The organism is Paenibacillus sp. NFR01 (assembly GCF_900111565.1).
In the GTDB taxonomy this organism is placed as follows: Bacteria; Bacillota; Bacilli; order Paenibacillales; family Paenibacillaceae; genus Paenibacillus_AQ.
Genome location: NZ_FOIK01000007.1, coordinates 110560 through 133069 on the forward strand (window position 1 = coordinate 110560; position 22510 = coordinate 133069).

The following is a 22510-nucleotide window of genomic DNA, read 5'->3' on the forward strand; positions in this document are numbered from 1 at the left end:
ACTGCTCCTCCTGCTCTCTCGGATTAAGACAGAAACAAAGGCATACACCAACATTATGTTTGGACTGTCCACGCGACAGTCCTTTTCTTATGCTCATTTTTGGAAGGGAATCCTTCCCATATTGTCGAATAACCATACATATTGTAAATCTAGTTAATACGAGGTTTTGCTATGTTTAAATCGATATTGTCTTTCTTCAAGAAATCTGATACTAAGTCGCCACAAACTGTGCGTAAGGCAACAACTCCCAAGTCGAAGCCGAGAGTTGCCTCCACAAGAATTGGAGAGTTGGGCGAGTATAAAATTAATATTCAATTGGACCAGCTACCTAAGGATTGTAAATCGTTGAGCGATCTGCTACTCCCTAATCCCAAGTCTCGAACAGGCTACGCTCAGATTGATCATGTTGTTATTTCCCCATATTGTTTATTTGTCATTGAGACGAAAAACTACAATGGTGAAATTAAAGGCGGACGAACTGATCAACAATGGTCTGTGGGCAACCGTTACAAGATGATAATCCGCTGAAGCAAAACTATGGACATATCAAGGCCATCGAAAGTCTGATAAAAGATGCAGCTGCAGTTAAGTTTATCTCTATAGTTTCATTTACGATGAGATGTCGATTCATTATTGATCCAGAGCTTAGGAGCATTCAATCGGACGAACTGGTCGTCTATGATGTGGAACTGAGTGAGTACATCTCTAGGAAGCTGACCAGTTTGAAAACGGTAAACCCCGTACCTTCTATTTCTACGTCACAGATCCAAATGATATACGATCAATTGGTTCAGGCTAACATCATTGATTCCGAGATTCGTAAGCTTCATGTACAGAGAATAAAGAGGACTAAGAATTATTAAATAAATACTTTATAAAGGGGTGTTTCTATGAGAAGTATGTGGCTTGTTCGGGCGGGTGAAAGGGCATATCTTATTGATGAATTTAAAGAAAAGCAAGCTGTGGCGATTGGTTGGTCTGAATTGGGAGATATCAGTACAGTGAACACACTGCAAGAGATGAAGAGGCTTTTGAAGGTAACGTACCCTGGGTTTAAAGAAGGGAAGATTAATATTACTGCAGGGCAGATTTTTCGTTTCGTAAGTGAATTTAAAATAGATGATCAAGTAATCACTTATAATCCTGAAGAACGTCTTTATTACATAGGAAGGATCAATTCAAATTATGAATTTAAGCCCAATTATATTACGGATAAGCCTCATACCCGCAGAATAAATTGGGAGGGAACTGTATCAAGGGATGTTTTGACGGCAAGTGCTCGGAATACACTTGGTTCCATTTTGACCATTATATCTATACCGAATGATGTTCAAAAGGAATTGCTCGAGCAAATGGTAACCGGACAGACGGGAAGTAGTCAATCAAGGAACCAAATAGAGCTTGTGCAAGCCGAGACGGAGGAAGAAGCTGAGGAATTAGAGCTAATCAAGGAAGACGTCATTGAGAAGTCTAATGAATTTATAAAGGATAAGATTGCTAAGTTAGACTGGGAGCAAATGCAGGAACTCGTTGCGGGCATCCTAAGAGGAATGGGTTACAAAACGCGAATATCACCCAAAGGGCCAGATCGAGGAAGAGACATTCTTGCATCCCCAGATGGTTTAGGGCTCGAAGAACCCAGAATTATAGTGGAAGTAAAGCATCGTTCAGGACACATGGGAGCTAATGAAATACGTAGTTTTACTGGAGGATTAAGAGTAGGAGATCGGGGCATTTATGTGTCTACAGGCGGATTCTCAAAAGAAGCCAAATATGAAGGGGAAAGGTCTAATATTCCTTTATCTTTAATAGACTTGGATTTGCTCGCGGAATTAGTAACACAATACTATGATCAATTTGATTCAGAGACACGGACACTAATCCCGTTAAGAAAAATATATTGGCCGTTATAAATTTGAATGTTTTTTGGATAACTAAGGACGTGGTGTTTCCACGTCCTTAGTTATTTATGCAATTAGAATCTCCGAGGAAGGGTTCATTTCAATTAAGTGAATTATTCGGTAAGCAAATTAATTGGGCCTCTCGGTACAATGTTTTTTTACTCTATTTAGTTTTAATTCTTAGTCAGATACTTTGAACGCGGTACCCATTTCGCCGCAATGAATGCGCCGGATCTTCTCATCTCAGACATTCAGGTTTTCTTTCAAAGATTCCGCTAAGAGAGGGAGCTGTAAATATGGATACAGAGAAAAAAGCGCGAAACCAGAGGCATGAAGCTGATGGAAATACCGGAAAAGTACTTAGTGTTCGTGAGCTAAATCATGCGCTGCTTGCAAGGCAAATGCTGCTTAACCGTGTCCAGCTCCCTGTCTTGGAGGCCATCGAAAATCTGGTTGGAATACAAGCTCAATCCCCGAACGCCCCTTATTTCAGTCTGTGGACACGTGTAGAAGGTTTTTCACACGAAGAACTGTCAGGGCTGTTGCGGGATAGACAGGTTGTACGCATGGCGCTTATGCGCTCGACCTTGCATTTGGTTACTGCCCACGACGCATTGCGGTTGCGTACTGTGCTGCAGTCTGTCATGGATCGCAGCCTGAGGGGATCTTTCGGTAAGCACATTAAGGGGATAGACGTGGAAGCGCTTGCTGCAGCAGGAAAAGCGTTAGTAGATAAGGAGCCCATGACGCTTAATGAATTAGGCAAACGATTAGGCGAATACTGGCCTGGACTGGATCATGAAGCTGCAATGGGAGTGGTTCGTAATAAGGTGCCGTTAGTGCAAATACCGCCGCGAGGCATATGGGGGGAAGGGGGGCAAGCTGTGCATACGTCAATTGAAGCGTGGCTCGGCCAACAGCTATCCTCATCGCCAGATTCAGAATGGCTCATTCGGAGGTACTTGTCCGCGTTCGGACCGGCCACAGTCAAGGACATCCAGGTGTGGTCAGGACTTACGCGTATTCATGATCAGATACAAATGCTTCGCCCGAGCTGATCACCTTCCGTAATGAACGAGGCGAGGAATTGTTCGATCTGCCGAATGCTCCTCGGCCTGATGCCGAGGAGCCGTCTGCGCCAAGATTTCTAAGCGAGTTCGATAATATGCTGCTGTCCTATGCGGATCGCAGCCGTATTATGAATGAGGCGGACCGCAAACGAGTATTCACGTCGAACGGAATCATCCGCGCAACCATTCTCTTGGACGGCTTTGTAGCCGGAACCTGGAAGCTGACGTGCGGGCGTGAGGGGGCTGTCCTGCATATCGAGCCCTTTCGCCCCCTTTCTAAACAAGAGATGGATGCTCTTTCGGAGGAGGGGCTTCGGTTGCTTCATTTCGCAGATCCGAATGCGGCTGCCTCTGAGGTGATATTTCACTAAACATTTCCGCACTGGAAGTCGTTTTATGAAACTGGACCGTTTTGAGCTTTAGGAGTAGGCAAGTATATATGGCGCAATCCTCTCCCGAAACACATCCATAGGCTGCTTCTTATGCCTGTTCTGGTCTTGAGTAAGCACAACCACAGCTTCCAGTGCGGGCAGCACGTACACGAATTGTCCGCCGTAGCCGCGGGCATAGAAGTACTCCAGAGGTTCCCCTGTCCCCTCCGAATACTCATCCACCCACCAATGCCACCCATAACGCCCCCGCCGGGGCGGTTCGGTACCGATCGCCGGCGTGGCCGACCGCTGCACGAGCTCGCGCGAGATCAGCGGTCGGCCTTCCCACATTCCTTGCTGCAGATACAATTGGCCGAATCGCCACAAGTCGATAGGGCGCAGCTTCATGCCGAAGCCGCCGGTGTGCACGCCCTGCGGGTCCTGTTCCCACTCGTACGCCTCGATGCCCAGCGGGCGGAGCAGATGCTGCTCCGTGAACTGCGCGGTGCTCATGCCCGAGCACATGGCGAGGATTGCCGACAGCAGCTGGGAGTTGCCGGAGTTATAGACCATACGGGTGCCGGGCGTGTTCTCCAGCGGCTGCTCCAGCACGTAGCGGACCCAATGCGGCGAGCGGGTCATCTTCGGAAAAGAGTTCCGGCCCCCGAACTCGTCCCAGCGCCAGCCGGCGGTCATCGTCAGCAGATGCTCCAGTGTAAGGTCGGCTTTGCGGGCATCTGGGTCCCGGGTGAGCTCGGGGAAGAATTCGCTCAGCCGGGTCTCGGCCGGCGGAATAATCCCCTGGTCCATGGCGATGCATATCGCTGCAGACAGGACGCTTTTGGTACAGGAATTAATGCGGGCCAACTGCTCGCGGGCGCTGTCATCCCGGTAATGCTCCAGCAGGATGCGGCCGCCTTGGCTGATCAGGCAGCTGCGCAGGTCCAACGGCGCGATTGCGGCAGACAACTCCGATAGGTTCAACATCGTGGCCTCCTTGTAAATGTCTGGCATGTTGACGTTCGATTGCATTCTTTGTGATTATACCCCAATCTTGTGAACGAAGTAGGGAGGCAAACGATGGGCGAACCAAATTTGCATGAGGAAATGCCGAATTTTAGTAATAGAGTCTCGTATTTTTACCGAAATATAGGTATAGGCTTTATTTTATTTTACATGGTATCTCACAGACAACACAGTATCCCGCACACGTGGAGGGCCCGCCATGACTTTACCCTATATTTACTCTTTAGTATTTTTTATTGCGTTTGCTATTTATTTTACGCTGGGGATGTATACCATTTCCCTCAACTCGAAGAGCGTACTGAACAGGCTGTATTTGGCGGCCTGTTTGGCATTGTCCATATGGGCCTTCTGCTTCTCCCTCGCCAATTCGGCGCCGGATTATGCGACGGCGCTATTCTGGCGCAGGCTCTCTTCCGTCGGATGGGGGACCGTATACAGCTTTCTGCTGAATTTTTATCTCCTCCTGACGGAGAAACACCGGATTCTGAAGAAAAAATGGCTGTATGCGCTGCTGTACCTGCCGGCGCTAGTGAACGTTATTGCTTTTGGATTAAGCGAAACGGCTAAGACGCAGTACAAGCTCGCGGAGACGAGCGTGGGCTGGGTGAATATTTCGGCGAACACCTGGGGTGATGTATTTTTCGACCTGTATTACGTGCTGTTCTCCCTTATCGGATTGATGCTGCTCTTTCGTTGGGGAAGAGGGACGAAGGACCCGATTAAGAAGAAGCAAGCGTATCTTTTTCTGGGCTCCTATATTGTCACCGTGGTCCTGGGTACCCTGACCGATATGATTGTAAATACATACACTTCCTATACGCTGCCCCAGCTGGCCCCTGTATTTGTCCTGCTGCCGACCACCGCTATTTTTTATGCGATCAAACGTTATGGGCTGATGGGCCAGGGAAAAAGCGACCGGGTAGAGCCCGGCAGGATCCTCAGTGAAGTGAACATGGAACGGTTCATCAAAATCATGTCCTTCGTGTATGTGATTGGCGGACTGCTCAATTTTACGGCCCAGTATTTTTTCAATCAGCATCCGCCCCAACTCCAGGAGATTTTAGTCTTCAGCGCCTACTTTTTTGCGATCGGCATTTTATTGACGCTGATTAATGTTCTCCCGATCAAGACGGACTATAAAGAGGTTATTTTCATTCTTCTGATGCTGGTGACGATCCTTTTGATCGCGGTTAACTTTGTCGAAACGGCAAGTATTACGGTATGGGCAGCACCTTTTATCGTGATCATGTTATCCGTTCTTTTCAACAAACGGCTGATGATTTTCTGGATCGGGTTCTCCATCCTGGCTGCGCAAATCCATATCTGGGCAAGAATGCCGCGGGCGATCGTTCAGGTCGACGGCTCGGATTATCTCGCGCGGATCGGCATTTTAAGCATTACGCTGGGGCTGGCCCATTTCGTCAACCGGGTCTATGTGGAGCGTCTTGAAGAGAATGAAGCCCAAATCCGGTTTCAGAAGCTGGTCTCTCAGATTTCCGGCGAATTCGTCAAGGTTAGCGAAGCCGATCTGGATGAGAAGATATATGAATTGTTAGCGTTAAGCGGCAAGCATTTTCAAGTGGACCGGACGTTCTTCATAAGCCTGGCGGATGAGCAAAAGATTTATGAATGGTGCAACGAAGGCGTCGAGCCCGAAGCGGACCATATCCCGAAGCTGACCGGCGAGGCCTTCCCGTGGTGGATGAGCGAAACCTTGAAGTGGAACCTGGTTCATGTTACAGACGTGGAAACGCTACCTATGGAAGCACAGGCAGAAAAAGAGATGTTTTTCGCGCACAAGATGAGATCGTTGATCTCCATTCCCGTGAAGAATAAAGGCCGAACGCTGGGTTACTTATTCTTTGCATCCGTGAAGAAGGCAAGGACCTTTAGGGGGAACCATCAGGAGCTGCTGCGGATTCTCGCCAATCTACTGTCCGATGCGCTGGTGAAGGTCGAAGCCGAGAAAGAAATCAGGTACATGGCGTATTACGATGCATTGACCGGGTCTCCCAATAACACCTTGTTTAAGAATCAGCTGGAGCAGACGATACAGTCCGCTAAGGGAACGGGGCGTTTCATAGGCGTTCTGTTCATTGATCTGGATTCTTTCAAAATCGTGAATGACACGTTAGGCCACCTTGGCGGAGATGAGATGCTGAAGCAGGTGACCCGCCGGTTATCCGGGTGTCTGCGGCCGCAGGATATGGTTTCGCGTTTTGGCGGGGATGAATTTCTGATCAATATTGCCGGTGTGGACCGGGTTGAAGACATTAGGGAGATCGCGGATACAATCAAAAAGGCGATTGCGCAGCCGGTCATGATCAAGGATCATGAATTTTTCATTACAGCCAGTGCGGGAATTGCCGTATATCCTGCAGATGGCGAAACGACGGAAGAACTGATTAAGCATGCCGATTTGGCCATGTACGCTTCGAAAGAAAAGGGGAAAAATCAGTTCACCTTCTGCTCCTCGGGCATGAAAGAGAAAGTGCTGCAAAAATCGCAGCTGACCAAAAGTCTGTACCGGGCGCTGGAACGGAAGGAATTTATCCTCTATTACCAGCCACAGGTGAACGTTCAAACCCGGGAGATCGTGGGTCTTGAAGCGTTGGTCCGCTGGAATAACCCGGATTTGGGCATGGTGTCGCCTGCTGCCTTTATTCCTTTGGCAGAGCAAACCGGACTGATCCTCCCGATTGGAGAGTGGGTGCTGGAGACTGCATGCCGGCAGAACAAGCTGTGGCAGGAGATGGGCCTGCCGCCTGTACGTATGGCCGTGAACCTCTCCGTCATGCAGTTCCAGGACCGGAACCTGCTGGGCATGGTGGACCGGGCCTTGCAAGAAACCGGTCTGGAATCGAAATACCTGGAGCTGGAGGTCACGGAAAGCGCTGCAGCGGCGGATGGCGAAGATTCCATTATTCAGGTGCTTCATCAATTGAAGGAGCTGGGCGTCTCGCTGTCCATCGATGATTTCGGCTCGGGTTATTCTTCCTTAAGCCGGTTAAAGACCTTGCCGGTCGACCGGATCAAAATCGACATGCAGTTTGTGCGCGGCATCTCCAAAGGCAATGAAGATGAGGCGATCGCCAAGACGATCATTCAACTGGCCAAAAACCTGAAGCTGAACGTAATTGCCGAAGGGGTCGAAACCGAGCCGCAGGTCGAATTTTTCAACCAATACGAATGTGATGAGATTCAAGGGTATTTCTTCTATAAACCGATGCCGGCGTCAGAGATTGAGCGGGTTTTGCTGGGCCGGTTAGCGGTATAGGATAGCCAAACGCCATGGGAAGTCGAAGCTGACGCCTGTGGCGTTTTTGTTTGGGCAGCGAATCAAGGGCTTGAGGGGGAACTTTAAGGTTGGTTTAAGGGAGCGGCCTTATCCTTCAGATATCAAGTAGTGACTACCGTACCCATACGAGGAGGACATACATTTATGAATAGCAAAAAAATGAAAAACGTAAGCGCCATGGCAGCGGCGATGCTGCTCAGCCTGGCGGTTGCAGGCTGCTCCCAATCGCAGGACGGCAACGCTAATGCAGCAACGAATCAGACGAGCTCCCAAGCTGCAAATACGCAAGCAGACAGTACGCAGAACTCAACGACGCAAAGCACAGGCACGACAAGTTCGGGGACGAGCGGAGCTTCCGCGCTGGATACCGCGGAGATGTTCAGTGACCGGGATCTGGAGCAGTCGGCGGACCTGTCTTCGGCAACGGCCATCGGGCTGGTCAGCGGCAAGGATGTGACTCTAAGCGCGGAAGGCGTCTACGTACTGAGCGGCGAAGCGGACCATGTGACGGTTACGGTTGAAGCGCCGGAGGATGCCAAGGTGCAGATCGTTCTGGATGGCGCGAGCATTACGAACGAAGATGCACCGGCGATATATGTGAAGTCGGCAGATAAGGTTTTTGTGACTTCGGCGGACGGTCAGAACCATCTGGAGGTTACGGGAAATTATGCCGCAGGTGGAGAGACGAATGTGGATGCGGTGATTTTCTCTAAAGCGGATTTGACGTTGAACGGAACCGGAACGCTGGATATTGTCTCCGCTCAAGGCAATGGCATCTCGTCCAAGGATGATCTTAAAGTTACAGGCGGCACATATACCATTCAGTCTTCCGCAGATGCCATGGAGGCCAACGATTCCATACGGGTCTATGACGGAACGATTACGATCGATACCGGCAAGGACGGCCTGCACAGCGAGAACGTAGACGATGCTTCTCTAGGGTACATTTTCATTCAGAATGGCACTCTGAACATCACGGCGGCGGATGACGCCATTCGCGGCAACAGCATCGTTCAAATCGACGGCGGCACTATTGATATCAAGGACTCCGAGGAAGGTATCGAGGCCACAACGATCCAAATTAATGACGGTCAAATCACGTTGTATGCAAAGAATGACGGCATCAATGCCTCGCCTAAAATCGACGCAACTCCGGTCATTGAGGTCAACGGCGGGACGATTTCGGTGAGCATGGGCAGCGGCGACACGGATGCCTTCGATGCCAACGGGAATATCGCGATCAACGGCGGAACGATTAACGTCGAAGCCACTTCGGCTTTTGACGCGGACGGAACGGCTCAATTAAACGGCGGCACGGTGACGGTCAACGGCGAGCAGATCACGGAGATTACGGTCTCGCGCGGCGGAGGCGGAGGGAGAGGCAAGCGGTTTTGAGGATGGACAATAGGCTTGGCGGTTGAAGAATAAAAAGCTCATGCTATCACAGCGTGAGCTTTTTCGCGTTGGATTTATCTGTACCCTTCAGCGTTGGCCGGTTTGCCGGCATCCGCAACCTCAACCAAATAACGCCAGGAGTCCGGCTGCGAACCGTCGATATCCGTGAACCCGTACTCCTGCGCAAGTTGACCGCTTGAGAGGGATTGCCCGTTCCAGCGGGCTAGCCCGGGGTCTTGGGCAAGCGCAGCAACGGCCCGGCCCACATAACGGGGGGATTCCGAGATGCAGAAGTGAGGTTCCTGGGCTACGGCATCTTGCCAATGGTCTTCCTGTACTCCGTAATGCTCCAGCATCATTTCCGAACGAAGCCAGCCTGGCGTGAGCGCCACTGCGGTACAGCCATAAGGCTGAACCTCCTGGGCAAGCGCCCAGGCCATGCGGTTAATGGAGGTTTTTGCCTGATCATAAAACATGGAGACTCTATAATTTGTACGGTTATATTCAGCGGTCCCATCCGTCATCTCGACGATCAAGCCGTGTTTATTCTTGATCAGAAGCGGGAGCGCAAAATGGTTGGTAATCAGATGCGTATCGACGGCGAGCCGCAGCATCCGCAGCCCTTTTTCAAGGGAATGTTCCCATACGGGGATGTTCCATTCAATGAGTTTTTCGGCTCCCCATATATCGTTTACGAGAATATCCAGCCGGCCTTGCTCTTGCTCGATACGGCTCACCAATTTCTGCACCTGAACAGGGTCCAGATGATCAACTTGAACAGGGATTCCACGGCCGCCGGCCTTCGTGACGAGCTCGGCCGTTTCTTCAATCGTTTCCGGACGATCGTATTCGGAACGCTCCGCCCGGGTCGTTCTTCCGGTCACATACACCGTCGCGCCTGCTGCGCCTAACTCGGCGGCAATCCCCCGGCCTGCTCCTCTTGTCGCCCCGGCGACCAGAGCGATTTTTCCATGTAAAGAAGTCATATCGTCTTCCTCCTTTGGTATGCATAACTTCATGATAGAGGGTAATGACGTCATCTGTTGTCATATATGAACAGGAGTTGGCTGAATGTCACAAGCTCTAAACTAGATCGAAAGTTGTAAGCAAGTTATACAAAAAAAGGTCTATAAAAAGTCCAGATGTAATAATAGGGGTGACGGCATAAAGCGGCGGTTGATGCAGCTGGATTGGCCATATCGGAGAGAATGCAGGCGCAGATTCGCGGATTATCCCAAGCGAAACGAAATATAGAAAATGGGATATCGCTAACAGCGGATGTGCGGACCGCTGAGCTTAATTATGGATGGAGTGGACTTTTCGGCGATCCATGGGGCTGAAGTAGCCATTGAAGCATGAATTATAAACGCAGGACGTTTATTGGAAGGCACGGATGACTCATCCATGCTTATCGGTCATCCATATCCAGGAAGGAAATTGAAGGGTTTTGGTTTTGTTTGCCGAATAGTTCATAGGATCTATACCCGTAATAGTAGAATTCGCTTCAATATAATCAATAAAAAGTAGAGGATGAATATGATTTGGAAACAATATTAATAATGGAATTGAAAGGGTTCGAGAGGATTACAACTGAGCTGGCACAACGTATGGATGCTGTTCAAATGTCAGTAGAACAAATTAGATCGACTGCCATCCAACGTGTAAATGAAGTAATTGCTCAAGTATCCGAGCAGCTATGTTTCCCCCAAGAGCAAACACTTATCGGCGGAGATACATGGTACTTTATATTCAATGATTTTCCTGAGGGGATTAATTTTGGATGCGGGTTGCTATATAGAATGTATAACTTAATCATTGATCATTCCATTTTTTATATCAAACCTAGCCTGGCTATAAATATTGGAAAAGCTAAATTTGATGGTTCAAAATTCTTAGATAACGACTCGATTACTGCTTACCGTAAAGCTGATAAAGGTGAGCCGTTTACCTTTTATGCTATAGGCGCAGCTATTAATGAATCTAGAAGGTTGGGTAACATTGTGCTTGAGCCGATCGATGAAGATTCCATGTCTATAAATTGGCTTCAATTTGGTGAAATTCTGAATAGAAGTGGACAATTTAATTTTGGAAGCATAAATATACCCCATATTCTATTGAATAATGAGGTTCAATATTTCCGTTCGACAAGTGAAAGTGTGAGGAGTTTTATTCAACTTCAAGAACGTTCTACAACGATTTCTGCCTTTGGAGGCGCGGTACCATATGATATTGACTTTTACTACGAGTATTTAAAGAGTATGAAGAAATTAATAGAGTCGCAAAAGTGCAAATGCAGTATAATCACATATATCAATTCTGGGTTGAATATAAAATACTCCTATTTTTGGTTGAAATGGTGTCTTTATTTTGCACGGAGATATCCGCAATTTTTTACTATTGCGGCATATGAAATATCAGGGATATCAGCTAAACCGATTTCTTTCCATATTTACGATAAATCATTGACACATATTGGGCTCCGTGAATATTCACTACATAAGAACCAGTCCATTATGTCTGCCTCCATTCTTTTAAAAAATGAAAAAATCGCTGATCGATTTTATAGTGAATTTCAAGAGAATTTCCGTAGTATAAGTGTGAATAATTGCGATGATATGCTTGAAAATTTGAAAAAGTCCATTACTGAAAAAGACTTGTCGGAAGCAGAATATGCATTTGATAAACTATTGAATGAAAAGGAGTTTTAAGGTGGACTTTGCTCAAAAGGAAAACGAGATTAATCAGCTACTAAAGTCTGTTATGGAACTTAATATAATCTATCTTGGAATCATTCATGGATTTTTTACTATAATTGATCGAAGTAGTAACCAAATTACATATAATACATTGGCGTCTGCCGCTGCACTTGACCCCGAATATGTTAAACGTTGGTTGGATGCTTCAGTTGCTTTCGGATTAATAGATGTACATAAAGATGGTTTAATTTCGTTGAACGAAAGAGGAACGGCTTATATAGATAATGGGAATAATGGTTTCATAGCTCAAATTCTTCAGGCGGTATATAGCACTCTGATAAGTGATCAAGCGGTTAACCTGTTCCAATCAGGGGATCGTCCAGGATATTCTATAGTAAACAACTTTCCTAACCTAAGGCCATGGTATGGATATATTTTTGAATCACTATATTTGAGCGTTATGAAAAAAGAAATATTGACGCATCCATCTGTTCAAAGACATATCAGTAATACTGCAGGAGATATTATAGATTATGGTTGTGGTAATGGTTGGCTGCTTCGAACGTTTGGAGACTATTATCCTCAAAAATCATTTTTAGGACTAGATGGTGATCCGCAGATTATTGATAAGGCTATACAACTTACAGCAGATAATGGATTAAGCAAAAACGTTTCTTTCAGAGTTCAGGATTTTTCTCAACCCTTCTCACAGCCTGTTGGCGGAGTTATTATTAATCGGTCTTTGCATCATTTTGGTGATAGCCGTCTGCGTATTTTGAAAGAAATGATAAGCAATCTTTCTTCCGATGGCTTTTTAATGATATGGGATTTTAATTGGACCAATAACATGAATGAATTGAGGAATGAAGGTAACGAAGATTTGAGCTTCTTACAAATAATAGAACATATCCAAGGCAACTCTTTTTTGGAATTGGAGACTATAATTAAAGAACTTTCATTATTACAATGTTCTACCGAATATTTCTTTGTTAATAGAAATAGAGATTATGTTATCTTAGCATCAAAACAGTAACTCTGAGGTCTCCCAACGAGTGATAACAAGTCGCCTCCTGTTTGAGGCGACTATTTATATTGTTCTTCGATTTATGCGTATGCGTTTCTTCCGAACCCAGCCGCGCTTCCGGCGGCAGCTCGCCGATTAATCATAAACATCCCCAAACAACCCCCGCCCCACCACATTTGCGCTCACCGGTGCTTTCCCGATCTCCCGTGCCCAGACGGACAATTGGCCGATATGGTGAATTTCGTGGGCAATCACATGGCTCAAGACCTCGGCATAGGTGTGGGGCTCCCGTTCGCCTTCGTCCGTAATGTCGATCATGATGCGGTCGGCCATGCTGTCGTCCCAGCCGTATACGAATGGGGCGAGCTCTGCGTGGCAGCGCTCGGAGAACTCTTTGATCTGCTGCACGCCGGCCACGTCGTCAAAGTCAGGGATGTCGATCTCTTTTTCCAGGATGCCGCCGCAGATCCAGCCGTATTCGACTGCAATGATGTGATATAACGTGGGAAGAAAGTACCCGATGCCGCCCGTGCGCTTCTTCATCAGTTCTGCCATGCTTACCGTCTCGCACCAGTCCAGCCACTCTTTCCGGACTTGCCAGTTATACTCAAACAGCTTAATCATCGGTTCGCCTCCTGTAATTTAGAGTAGTTCTCTTACAATAATTCTCAGTGGAAGTCTATGATCCTGCCAATCTGCGAAAATTTCAAATATATGTATGCTAGCGAAGCGACTTCTTTTTCGTTTATACTGATAAGGCCAATTTTACAGCTGGGAGTGTCGGTATAGTCATGATAAAAAAAGAGATCGCGCATATACGCAAGCAATTTAAGCTGGATCACGATTTGCTGAATATTTACGACATCCTGAACGTGTATATTATGAAGGACAGCAGCGAGATCTATCACTGGGAGCGCCAGCCGTTCGGCCTGGTGGACCGGGAGAAGCAGGAGCTGTACATGGGCAATTTCAAGAAATTGCTCGCCGGCGAACTGGACCAGAAGCTGTTCGAGCTGAAGTTCCAGGAGGACGCGGAGGAGCCTGCACGGGTGCTGCTGCACCAGGCGCTCGTTACCGGCGATCCGGACGAGTGGCAGGAAATGATGCTGATGCTGGTGGAACGGATGCTGACCGATACGGTATATGAAAAAGACATGGTCGTGACGTTCGTCCGCGGCCAGTATTACCGGCCGACCAAAGCGCGGAACGACGAAGCCGAGGAGACCGGGAAGGATGAGATGTTCGCGCATCCGTTTATTCTATGCAGCGTCAATTCCACGGAGCAGCAGCGCAAAAACCTCATGTTCGACTACGTCGAACGGGAGTTCAAGTACAACGTGATGGTCGATCCGATCATCAAGCTGAGCACGCCGGAGCAGGGCTTCTTTTATCCGAGCGTGACGGACAATTATTCCGACGTGAATCGGATTTTGTACTGCTCGGGCAGAGCGCATGAGCCGAATCCGGTGTTCCTCGACAAGGTGCTGAACGCCGAACCGACGATTACGGCGCTGGAGGAGCGGGGCTTCTTCGAGAATATCGTGAAGGAAGTAGCCGGCGATTCGCTTGATACGGCGACGCTTGCCCATGTGTACGAGGAGATTTACAACGTCATCGAGAGCAACAAGGACGCGGAAGAGCCGCCGCGGCTGGATTATACCGACGTGGAACGTGTGCTGAAATCGAGCGGCGTGGAGAACGTGACGGCGGAGAAGGTGGCGCTGGCCTTTGAGACGGTCATCGACGACAAGAATTACGAGATGAAGGCGAGCAGCGTCATTCCGAAATTCACGACCAAATCGATCAAGATCGAGACGAAGGTCGCGACGGTTTCGGTCAGCCCGCAGGATTTGCGCTATATTAAGCAAGTGAATTTCCAGGGCCGGCGCTGCCTGATGATCGAGGTCGACGAGGACGTCGTGATCGAAGGCTTTACACTGAGCTCGGAGACGATCTAGGTTACGCTGGAGAAAAAAATGACCCGCAAACGGGACGCTTGGTGACAAGCTGATGTTTGCGGGTCATTTGCATTTTGCATTTGCGTTTTACGCTTCGTTGCTGTACAGCTCCCGCAATTGCCGGAAGGCCGGGAGCGAGCGGCGGATCATGTCGGGCTGCACGCAATAGGAGATGCGCACATAACCGGGACAGCCGAAATCATCGGCCGGCACCAGCAGCAGGTTGAAGGCTTTGGCTTTCTCGCTAAAGGCGACGGCGTCCGCTTCCAGCGCACGGACGAACAGGTAGAAGGCGCCGCCTGGCTTCACGCAATCGTAGCCCATCTCGCTCAGGGCGTCATAGAGCAGCGTGCGGTTATAGTCGTAGGCGGAAATATCGGCCGTCTCCCCCAGACACTTCAGCACGACCTTCTGGAACAGGCTCGGTGCGCACACATAGCCGAGCGCCCGTCCGGCGCCGCATACGGCGGCGTACACTGCCCGGGCCTCTTCGACATGGGAAGGGACCAGAATGTACCCGATCCGCTCGCCGGTCAGCGACAGCGACTTGCTGTACGAGTAGCAGACAATCGTATTTTCGTAGATCGCCGGGATGTAGGCGGGCGTGATGCCGTCGTAGACGACCTCGCGGTACGGCTCGTCGGAGATCAGATAGATCGCGGTGCCGAATTCCGCCGATTTCCGGCGCAGAAGTTCGGCCAGCTCTTTGAGTACGGCGTCCGGATAGACGATGCCGGTCGGATTGTTGGGCGAATTGATGATGACGCCTTTGGTGTTCGGCGTCAGCGCGGCCGCCAGCAGGTCAAACGGAATTTCGAATTTGCCCATGTCCGGCGGAACGACGACCGTCCGAGCTCCGGCATTGCGGATGAACACCGGATATTCAGGGAAATACGGAGCCAGTACGATGAACTCATCCGTCTCGGCGGCGGTTAATGCTTTCAGGGTAATGGCCAGAGAAGCGGCGGCGCCGCAGGTGATGTAGAAATCGTCGGCATGGAGCTTGCAGGGATAGGACGCGTTCATGTAGGCGGCCAGCCCCGCGCGCAGCTCAAGGTCTCCCTGGGCCGAAGTATAGCCGTGCAGAACATCGGAAGGTTCGGTCTCCAGCAGCGACAGGATAGCCTCCTTTACGCATTCCGGTGCAGGGACGGTCGGTTTGCCGATGCTGTAGTCATACACATTTTCCGCCCCGACAATGGCTGCCTGCCGCTTGCCGTATTCGAACAACTCCCGGATGACGGAGCGCTTCGAGCCCAGCTCCAGCATTTCTTGCGATAGATTCATATGTATTTCCTCCTTGTCTCTGATCAGATACGCTTAAAGAAGTTTGGCGTTGACGCCGCGCAGCACCGCGATGGACTGCTTGAAGCGCCCCAGCTCTTCTTCCGTTAAATTATATTCTACCAGTTCTTTGACGCCCCGGCTGGTCAATACGGCCGGAACCCCGCAATACACATCCCGTTCCCCGTATTCTCCGTTCAGCATGACGGAAACCGGAAGCACCTTATGTTTGTCTTTGATGATCGCTTCGATAATCTGTGCCGTGATATAGGAGATGGCGTAGCTGGTCGCCCCTTTGGCCTCCACGATCTGATAGGCAACCTGGGTAACGCTTTGCGAGACTTCGTCCAGATTCAGCCCGCCGAAGCGCAGGGGGTTGTCCTCGATGATCTCCAGAAATTTTTTGCTGCCGACGGTGACCTGGCTCCAGGGAACCATCTGCGAATCTCCGTGTTCGCCCATGCAGAAGGCATCGACGCTGCGGGAATCCACGCCCATCAGATCGGAGATGGCTTTGCGGAGCCGGGAGGAATCCAGGGAGGTGCCGGTGCCGATGACCCGTTCCGGGGGCAGTCCGGAAATCCGCTGCACCAGATAGGTCATCACATCGACCGGATTGGTGATGACCAGAAATATACCATTAAATCCGCTGTCCATAATCGGAGGGACCACTTCTTTGAGAATATCCGTGGCGCTCTCCAGCATGTCGAGCCGGGTCATGCCGGTAACGTAGGGAGCGCTGACGGACAGGACGACAAGGTCGGCGTCGCGGCAGGCCGCATAGTCTCCGGGGATGACGTTCACGATGGTATCGGAGTACCCCATGGCGTGATTCAGGTCCATCGCCTCCGCCCAGGCTTTGCGGGGATTTTTGTTGATCAGGATCAGCTCGTCGCAGATGCCGGTGTTAATGATCTGATACGCCAGTGTGGCCCCGACGCGGCCAATGCCGACGATGGCGATTTTGGTTTTCTTCATACGGTGTCTCTCCTTAATTTCTCCACGTCCTTGATCAGGATGCTTCTATTTTTGCCGTTATACTAGCAGTAAGAAACGTTATTTACCAATATCGAAAAGATGCAGTACAATAACTAAAACTTATGGTGGGAGCCGGCAATGAATCTCAATCAACTGGACTATTTTGTAACGGCGGCGGAGACGCTCAATTTCACGAAGACGGCCCGGAAATTCTTCATTTCCCAGACCGCGATTACCCAGCAGATTAAGGCGCTTGAGGAAAATATCGGGGTTACGCTGTTTGACCGTTCGAACCGCACGCTCGCGTTGACTCCGGCGGGCCAGGTGTTCTACAAGGAATGCAAAGAGATTCTGATCCGGACCGCGGATGCGCTGGATAAGGTGCGGAAGGCGGAGGGCGGGATCATCGGCAGCCTGAAGATCGGCTTTATTTCGGGGTATGAGAAGACAAATCTGACCGAGCGGATCAAAAATTTTCACATCGGCTACCCCAATGTCTCCTTGACCTTTGTCCGCAAGGATTCCCGGGAGCTGAGGGATTTGCTGCAAAAGGGTGAGCTGGACCTGATCTTCGACACAGCCCGCGAGGATGCGCTGAATGCCGGTTACGGAATCCTGCCGATTAGCCGCTACCCGGTCAGAGCCGTATTGTATCCGTCCCATCCGCTGGCGGGCCATACCTCCGTCCGGTTAGCGGAGCTGTACAATGAGCGCCTAATCATGCTTTCTCTGGATGAAGCGAACGCCAACCGGCCCGATCCGGCCTATCCGCATATCGTGCAGTATTCCAATGATGTCGATGTCATCCTGCTGATGGTCTCGGCCGGTCTTGGCATTTCATTGATTCCCCAGTTCGCGCTGAATTACTACAACCAGGCGCAGAGCCTGTCGATCATTCCGCTGGAGCCGCGCGATGCGCTGGAGATTACGGTATACGCGATCTGGAATCAGGAGAATAAAAATGCCTCCATTGCGAACTTTCTGCAGCATCTGGAGCTCCGGTAATAATTTTTTAAGCATTCTTAAGGCTTTCTTCATAACTTCCCGCCAAGGGCTTAAGATTTCTTCGCTATCCTTGAGGAAAGCGAGGAGGATGCCGACATGGAAATGTTTATTGCAGGGATTGGAAGCCTTATGGCGAATGTTGCGATGGTTGCTCTATTTATGATGCTGACGAAATTGGGAAGCAAATTTATGGCGAAGAAGGCGAAGAAGGGCCAGCGTTTATTCAAGCGTCTGGATAAGGCCCTCATGAAAATCCACAAGCCTATAGGGTATACGCTGATTCTATCGGCAACCGTTCATGGCGCCCTTTCGGTCGGGAGCATCCCGCACATCGGAATAGGGGCAACCTTATTCGGGGGAATCGCACTGGCAAGCGCGGCAGGGGCAGCTATAAGCTTTTTCATTCGCAAGAAATTCAAGCCGGTGAAATCCTGGCTGTATATGCATAGAGGATTATCCATCTTGGCGTTATTTTCATTCTGTGCCCATTTCGTATGGGTATAAACTCCGAAGCAGAGGTGGAGGCGTATGGACAAACCGAGCCGGTTCCAAAAAGTAATCCGGTATATCGAGGAGCACTTACAGGAGGAGATTTCGCTGGAGCGGGCTGCCCAGGCAGGATTTACGTCTCTGATGCAGCTGTACCGGGATTTCTATGCCTATACCGGCCACTCGGTCAAGGAATATATCCGCAAACGGCGTTTGTCCAACGCTCTTGCCCTGATCCGCTGCTCGGAGCTGCCGCTCGCGGAGATCGCGTACACCTGCGGCTACAGCTCCCAGCAGGCGATGTGCAAAGCCGTCAAATCCGCCGTCGCCATGACACCTCTGGAATACAAACGCAGCGAAAGCTCCTATTATTTTCCCCGGTACGACAGCATGGCGGACAGACAGGTAACGGTATCGGCAGAGACTTTTCCTGCAACGGTCGGGGCATGTTTCTACCACCCCCGCCTTCTGGGGATCGAAGATGCGGCGATTGCGGCGCTACGGGCAGCGATGCCCGATTACAGCGGCAGGATATTCGGCAGGAATAGCCGTCAGCAGGGGAACCGGTTCGGGTATGAGATTCGGGTGGAGCATACGCCACAGACCGCGGAAGGCCTGCTGTCTGCCGGCGCGTTTCGCGAGGCGGTGCTGTATCCCGGGAAAACGTTAACCGTTGCCCGAACCGTCGTCTTAAATGAGGAGCCGGAGATCGTAGCCGCCTGGAACTACCTGTATTCGGATTGGCTGAAATCCAGCATGTTCACCGAGGATCATGAGCCGTACTTCGAGGAGTTCCTATGCCGGAACAACCGGGTGAACCGGTTGGCGCTCATCCTGCCGGTGGCCAAACGGAGGGATTATGAGCGGATTTCCTTGATACAGAGCACCCGGATGCTTTTTCTGGCTTGTACCCGGGAAGGCAGTGACGGGGAGCGGGCAGCGGCACATGCGGTGCTGAGCTACCTGGCCGTGTACCGGCCGCAGGCTGCGCGTACGGCTGCGACCTTTTTTATCGCGAAAAATGAAAAGGCTGTCACCTGCGGTGTAAAGCTGGAGGAGGCACTTGACCTTCCGGCTGGAAGCGGACTAACGCTGCTGGAGCTCCCGGCGGGAAGTTATGCCGTACTGGAGACGGGGAGCAGCGGTGAAGGCCTGGTGCTGGGGGAACGATTGAAGGGATGGGTACGGGATCATGGACTGCGCCCGGGCGGACCGGCTTTTGCCATTTACGAGTATGAAGGCGGGTATGACGCCAAGCAGATGATCTGCACCTGCCGGATCCCGCTGGAACATGTTAAGAACGGATAATACAACCTTTGGAACTGCCGGTAAAATGAAGCTGTAGAACGCTGGAGAGAGAAAGGTGGATCGCCGATGAACATGAGAAAGCGGGCCGGCCACGGGCATAACCCGGGGCTTGCGCAAGGCCAGGGAACGGAGGCCTAAGCCCAGCCGTAAAACCGGAAATTGTGAAGCTGGCGGAGGAGATGAGCCGGGTGGGGCTGCCAAGCGAAGTGTTGGTGGAACAGGTAAGCGAATTTTGCACGATTGTGGACCGGCCGGAAATGAACATCGTGGGTTTCGCCCTGCCTGTCAGCTATGAAAGCCGGGGGTATGGCGGATATTACGGCTTCGAGCACGCCAATTGCATCCTGAACGATTATTTTTATACGAAAAAGCTGGTTGGCGAAGGGGATATGGCGCTTCTGGCCGGCCTGATCGGGAGTAGCCTGCTGGATCGGGAAGTGGTGACGGTCCGCACGGATGCCCGGGGAGACGGGAATTATAAGATCGTGGCCGGGTACAGAGTCAAGAGCTTCGAACAGATCCCGGAATATTTGCCGGAATATACGGAGCAGCTGACGCTTCCGCCTTGCCGTTATGCCAAGGTCCTGATTAACGAGACTAAGCGGGCGGACCGTAAAGGGTATGACGAGCGGATGCATGCGGACGAATATTTCGTCGGTAAGTTCCGCGAGGACACAAGGTATGTATTTAATCAGGCGGGCTGCGGCTTTAACACCTATGATGAAACCGGAGACGTGCTGGCCAAATACGAGCCGGTGAAAAAGGCGGACAGCGTGAAGGAGCGCTTCGACTCCCTGCGGTATAAGCTGGTCACCCTGCCGGAGATGAAAATCGCCTGCAGCGTAACCCCGCCCGATTCTGAAGAGTTCGTCATCACCAAATATTTCGGCGTGCAGCATCGGGTCTTCGCCACGGAAGCGGCCAAGTATTACCTTCATGATTATTACGGTTTTCCCGTGGATGGCCCGGAACAAGGCTCGTACAGCTCTTGCTTCGGCACCCGGGTCAGCACCTTCGAAGGCATCCCGGACGATGTCGAGAAGGTTACGCTTCCGGGCGGCATTTATGTACATATCACCCAGCTGGAGATCAACGGGGATAATCCCTCGCTACCTTATGAAGTTGCATTCCAGCATCTGCAGGAGCTGTTTCTGGCCGGTCACCCCGGATATGAAATGGACTCTGGCCGCAAGGTGATCGCCCGGTTCCGGCAGGCGAACAGTGCCTCCGTGTTTGTACCGCTGAAGCTGGTGAATGGCGAAACGGAGTAAATAATGGCTTGTAAAAAAGGTCAAGCACCGGGCTTCCCTGTCCGGCGCTTGGGCTTATTTTCTTCTGAAGCTGTCCGCCCAGTCGTTAATGACTGCGGCTCTGGTCGGGAACCGGTCCTGACGCCAAGATTCGGTCTCCCATTCGTGGATCGCTTGCTGTTTGGTTTTGTAGAAACGGTAGTCGCAAATGTTCCAGGAACAATAGACCTTCCGGTACCATTTGCCATCTTGAATTTCCTCGGCATAACGGCGCACAGCTTTGCTGGCCTGCCGTTTGCTCCAGCGCGTTCCCGGAGTACGGTGATCCGTACATGCCGGGGATTTTTTCACGCTTCTGCTCATTAGGCGCTCTAACCTCCTCTTACCGGGAAGCTAGAGGCCGTCCAATGTCTTCATCGTTCACCTCATCTCAAGGCTTGCTGTCTCTATATATAACGCGGCGGACATAAATATGTTGCTCCTACAAGGACGCCGATATGGTACGATTTGGATAACGCATTTTATACATGGAGGCTGTGGCATGAAAATTCTGTTTTGTTCAGAACCGTTTAACCCTAAATCCGTTGATGCGGAATATGAACAGGAATATTACTGCGCGTTAACGCTCGGATTAGATGTCTACCTTGTTTCGTTGGAAGAGCTATTAGAGGGCGAGCCTGCAAAAGCGATTAAACGGGTTCCCGCCTTCGAAACTCCCGAGCTGTTCATTTACAGGGGCTGGATGCTTAAGCCGAAGGATTACGAAGCCTTACATTTGGCGCTGCGCCAGAAAAATGCCATGCTGATCAACTCTCCGGCACAGTACATAAACGGGCATTATTTCCCTTTTTCCTATGAAGCGATCAAGGCGGCCACGCCGGAAAGCATTTGGCTGGGGATGGAGAACCTTCAGGATGGCTTAGACCCTTTATATGAGAAAATGAACGCTTTTGGAGATCGGCCGGTTATTGTCAAAGATTACGTGAAATCCAGAAAACATGAATGGGTAGAGGCGTGTTTTATCCCCGAGGCTTCGGATCGGCAGCAGGCGCAGACGGTTCTTCGGAATTTCATCGATCGCCAAGGCTCAGAGCTGAACGGCGGTGTGGTCATTCGCAAATTTATTCAGCTGGAACAGCTCGGGAACCATCCCAAGAGCGGGATGCCGTTATCCAATGAATACCGGCTGTTTTTCCTGGATCACGAATTGGTTCAGTGTATTGAATATTGGGATGAGGCGGCCTATCGGCAAGAAACTCCTATGCTGGATACTTTTATAGCTTTGGCTAAAGGTGTGGCGAGCCGGTTCTTTACGATGGATATTGCCAAAACGGCAAGCGGAACGTGGACCGTGATCGAATTGGGCGACGGACAGGTCTCGGGGCTGCCGAGCCATGCAAATCTGGAGCGGTTCTATAAATCTATATTATCCAAAGAAAGTACGATAACGGAGTGAT

At 50.4% G+C, this 22510-nt stretch carries 20 protein-coding genes and 1 pseudogene; 15 read left to right on the plus strand and 6 right to left on the minus strand.

Going from position 1 to position 22510, the window contains the following annotated elements; translation table 11 throughout:
* The first annotated feature begins 171 nt into the window (after window positions 1-171).
* From BMW84_RS25110 to BMW84_RS25115, 4 genes are all read left to right on the plus strand, one after another.
* Window positions 172-528: a nuclease-related domain-containing protein gene (locus tag BMW84_RS25110; RefSeq protein WP_254773090.1), complete on the plus strand. Its 357-nt coding sequence runs from the start codon at window positions 172-174 to the stop codon at window positions 526-528.
* A gap of 362 nt (window positions 529-890) precedes the next feature.
* Window positions 891-1913, plus strand: a complete 1023-nt coding sequence (locus BMW84_RS21925) for a restriction endonuclease (protein ID WP_217646148.1) — start codon at window positions 891-893, stop codon at window positions 1911-1913.
* A gap of 284 nt (window positions 1914-2197) precedes the next feature.
* A complete protein-coding gene (locus BMW84_RS21930; RefSeq protein ID WP_254773092.1) occupies window positions 2198-2959 on the plus strand; it encodes a winged helix DNA-binding domain-containing protein in 762 nt (253 codons plus the stop codon).
* A gap of 29 nt (window positions 2960-2988) precedes the next feature.
* Complete coding sequence (locus BMW84_RS25115) at window positions 2989-3342, plus strand: DNA glycosylase AlkZ-like family protein (protein ID WP_254773094.1); 354 nt, start codon at window positions 2989-2991, stop codon at window positions 3340-3342.
* A gap of 48 nt (window positions 3343-3390) precedes the next feature.
* Here the strand turns inward: BMW84_RS25115 and BMW84_RS21935 are convergent, their stop codons facing one another.
* On the minus strand, window positions 3391-4329 hold the full coding sequence (locus BMW84_RS21935; RefSeq protein ID WP_091072095.1) for a serine hydrolase domain-containing protein: 939 nt from the start codon (window positions 4327-4329) through the stop codon (window positions 3391-3393).
* Between the two features lie 238 nt (window positions 4330-4567).
* Here BMW84_RS21935 and BMW84_RS21940 point away from each other — a divergent pair, with 238 nt between their 5' ends.
* A complete protein-coding gene (locus BMW84_RS21940) occupies window positions 4568-7645 on the plus strand; it encodes an EAL domain-containing protein (protein WP_091072097.1) in 3078 nt (1025 codons plus the stop codon).
* 165 nt (window positions 7646-7810) lie between these two features.
* Window positions 7811-9061, plus strand: a complete 1251-nt coding sequence (locus tag BMW84_RS21945; protein WP_091072099.1) for a carbohydrate-binding domain-containing protein — start codon at window positions 7811-7813, stop codon at window positions 9059-9061.
* A 74-nt stretch (window positions 9062-9135) separates the two neighbouring features.
* Here the strand turns inward: BMW84_RS21945 and BMW84_RS21950 are convergent, their stop codons facing one another.
* Window positions 9136-10047: an SDR family oxidoreductase gene (locus BMW84_RS21950; RefSeq protein WP_091072101.1), complete on the minus strand. Its 912-nt coding sequence runs from the start codon at window positions 10045-10047 to the stop codon at window positions 9136-9138.
* Between the two features lie 192 nt (window positions 10048-10239).
* On the opposite strand from BMW84_RS21950, the pseudogene BMW84_RS21955 reads away from it, so the two are divergent.
* The 3 genes and pseudogenes from BMW84_RS21955 to BMW84_RS21965 form a co-directional block, all read left to right on the plus strand.
* Window positions 10240-10401, plus strand: a pseudogene (locus BMW84_RS21955) (hypothetical protein); the annotation flags it as partial.
* Window positions 10402-10602: 201 nt separating this feature from the next.
* The gene (locus BMW84_RS21960; protein WP_091072105.1) at window positions 10603-11769 is read left to right on the plus strand and encodes a hypothetical protein; all 1167 of its coding nucleotides are present in this window, start codon (window positions 10603-10605) and stop codon (window positions 11767-11769) included.
* A 1-nt stretch (window position 11770) separates the two neighbouring features.
* Window positions 11771-12790 (plus strand): class I SAM-dependent methyltransferase, encoded by a 1020-nt coding sequence (locus BMW84_RS21965; protein WP_175498994.1) that lies wholly within the window; start codon window positions 11771-11773, stop codon window positions 12788-12790.
* 126 nt (window positions 12791-12916) lie between these two features.
* On the opposite strand, the gene BMW84_RS21970 is transcribed toward BMW84_RS21965, so the two are convergent.
* Entirely contained in the window at window positions 12917-13405 is a 489-nt protein-coding gene (locus tag BMW84_RS21970) for a DinB family protein (protein WP_091072110.1), read from the minus strand.
* Window positions 13406-13572: 167 nt separating this feature from the next.
* Between BMW84_RS21970 and BMW84_RS21975 the strand changes: the two genes are divergently transcribed.
* Window positions 13573-14739: a DUF4317 domain-containing protein gene (locus BMW84_RS21975; RefSeq protein WP_091072112.1), complete on the plus strand. Its 1167-nt coding sequence runs from the start codon at window positions 13573-13575 to the stop codon at window positions 14737-14739.
* A gap of 87 nt (window positions 14740-14826) precedes the next feature.
* Here the strand turns inward: BMW84_RS21975 and BMW84_RS21980 are convergent, their stop codons facing one another.
* Both BMW84_RS21980 and BMW84_RS21985 read right to left on the minus strand, forming a co-directional pair.
* Window positions 14827-16026, minus strand: a complete 1200-nt coding sequence (locus BMW84_RS21980; protein ID WP_091072114.1) for a pyridoxal phosphate-dependent aminotransferase — start codon at window positions 16024-16026, stop codon at window positions 14827-14829.
* Between the two features lie 33 nt (window positions 16027-16059).
* The gene (locus tag BMW84_RS21985) at window positions 16060-17001 is read right to left on the minus strand and encodes an L-lactate dehydrogenase (RefSeq protein ID WP_091072117.1); all 942 of its coding nucleotides are present in this window, start codon (window positions 16999-17001) and stop codon (window positions 16060-16062) included.
* 138 nt (window positions 17002-17139) lie between these two features.
* Here BMW84_RS21985 and BMW84_RS21990 point away from each other — a divergent pair, with 138 nt between their 5' ends.
* The 4 genes from BMW84_RS21990 (at window position 17140) to BMW84_RS22005 (ending at window position 21074) form a co-directional block, all read left to right on the plus strand.
* Window positions 17140-18006 (plus strand): LysR family transcriptional regulator, encoded by an 867-nt coding sequence (locus BMW84_RS21990; protein WP_091072119.1) that lies wholly within the window; start codon window positions 17140-17142, stop codon window positions 18004-18006.
* A 96-nt stretch (window positions 18007-18102) separates the two neighbouring features.
* A complete protein-coding gene (locus BMW84_RS21995; protein ID WP_091072122.1) occupies window positions 18103-18510 on the plus strand; it encodes a hypothetical protein in 408 nt (135 codons plus the stop codon).
* A 24-nt stretch (window positions 18511-18534) separates the two neighbouring features.
* On the plus strand, window positions 18535-19803 hold the full coding sequence (locus BMW84_RS22000; protein WP_091072124.1) for a helix-turn-helix transcriptional regulator: 1269 nt from the start codon (window positions 18535-18537) through the stop codon (window positions 19801-19803).
* Window positions 19804-19991: 188 nt separating this feature from the next.
* Window positions 19992-21074 carry a GyrI-like domain-containing protein gene (locus BMW84_RS22005; RefSeq protein WP_139209671.1) on the plus strand — a complete coding sequence of 361 codons (1083 nt, stop codon included), beginning with the start codon at window positions 19992-19994 and terminating at the stop codon, window positions 21072-21074.
* A gap of 54 nt (window positions 21075-21128) precedes the next feature.
* On the opposite strand, the gene BMW84_RS22010 is transcribed toward BMW84_RS22005, so the two are convergent.
* Complete coding sequence (locus tag BMW84_RS22010; protein WP_091072129.1) at window positions 21129-21416, minus strand: hypothetical protein; 288 nt, start codon at window positions 21414-21416, stop codon at window positions 21129-21131.
* Window positions 21417-21594: 178 nt separating this feature from the next.
* Between BMW84_RS22010 and BMW84_RS22015 the strand changes: the two genes are divergently transcribed.
* The gene (locus BMW84_RS22015; RefSeq protein WP_091072131.1) at window positions 21595-22509 is read left to right on the plus strand and encodes an ATP-grasp domain-containing protein; all 915 of its coding nucleotides are present in this window, start codon (window positions 21595-21597) and stop codon (window positions 22507-22509) included.
* Window position 22510 lies beyond the last annotated feature (1 nt).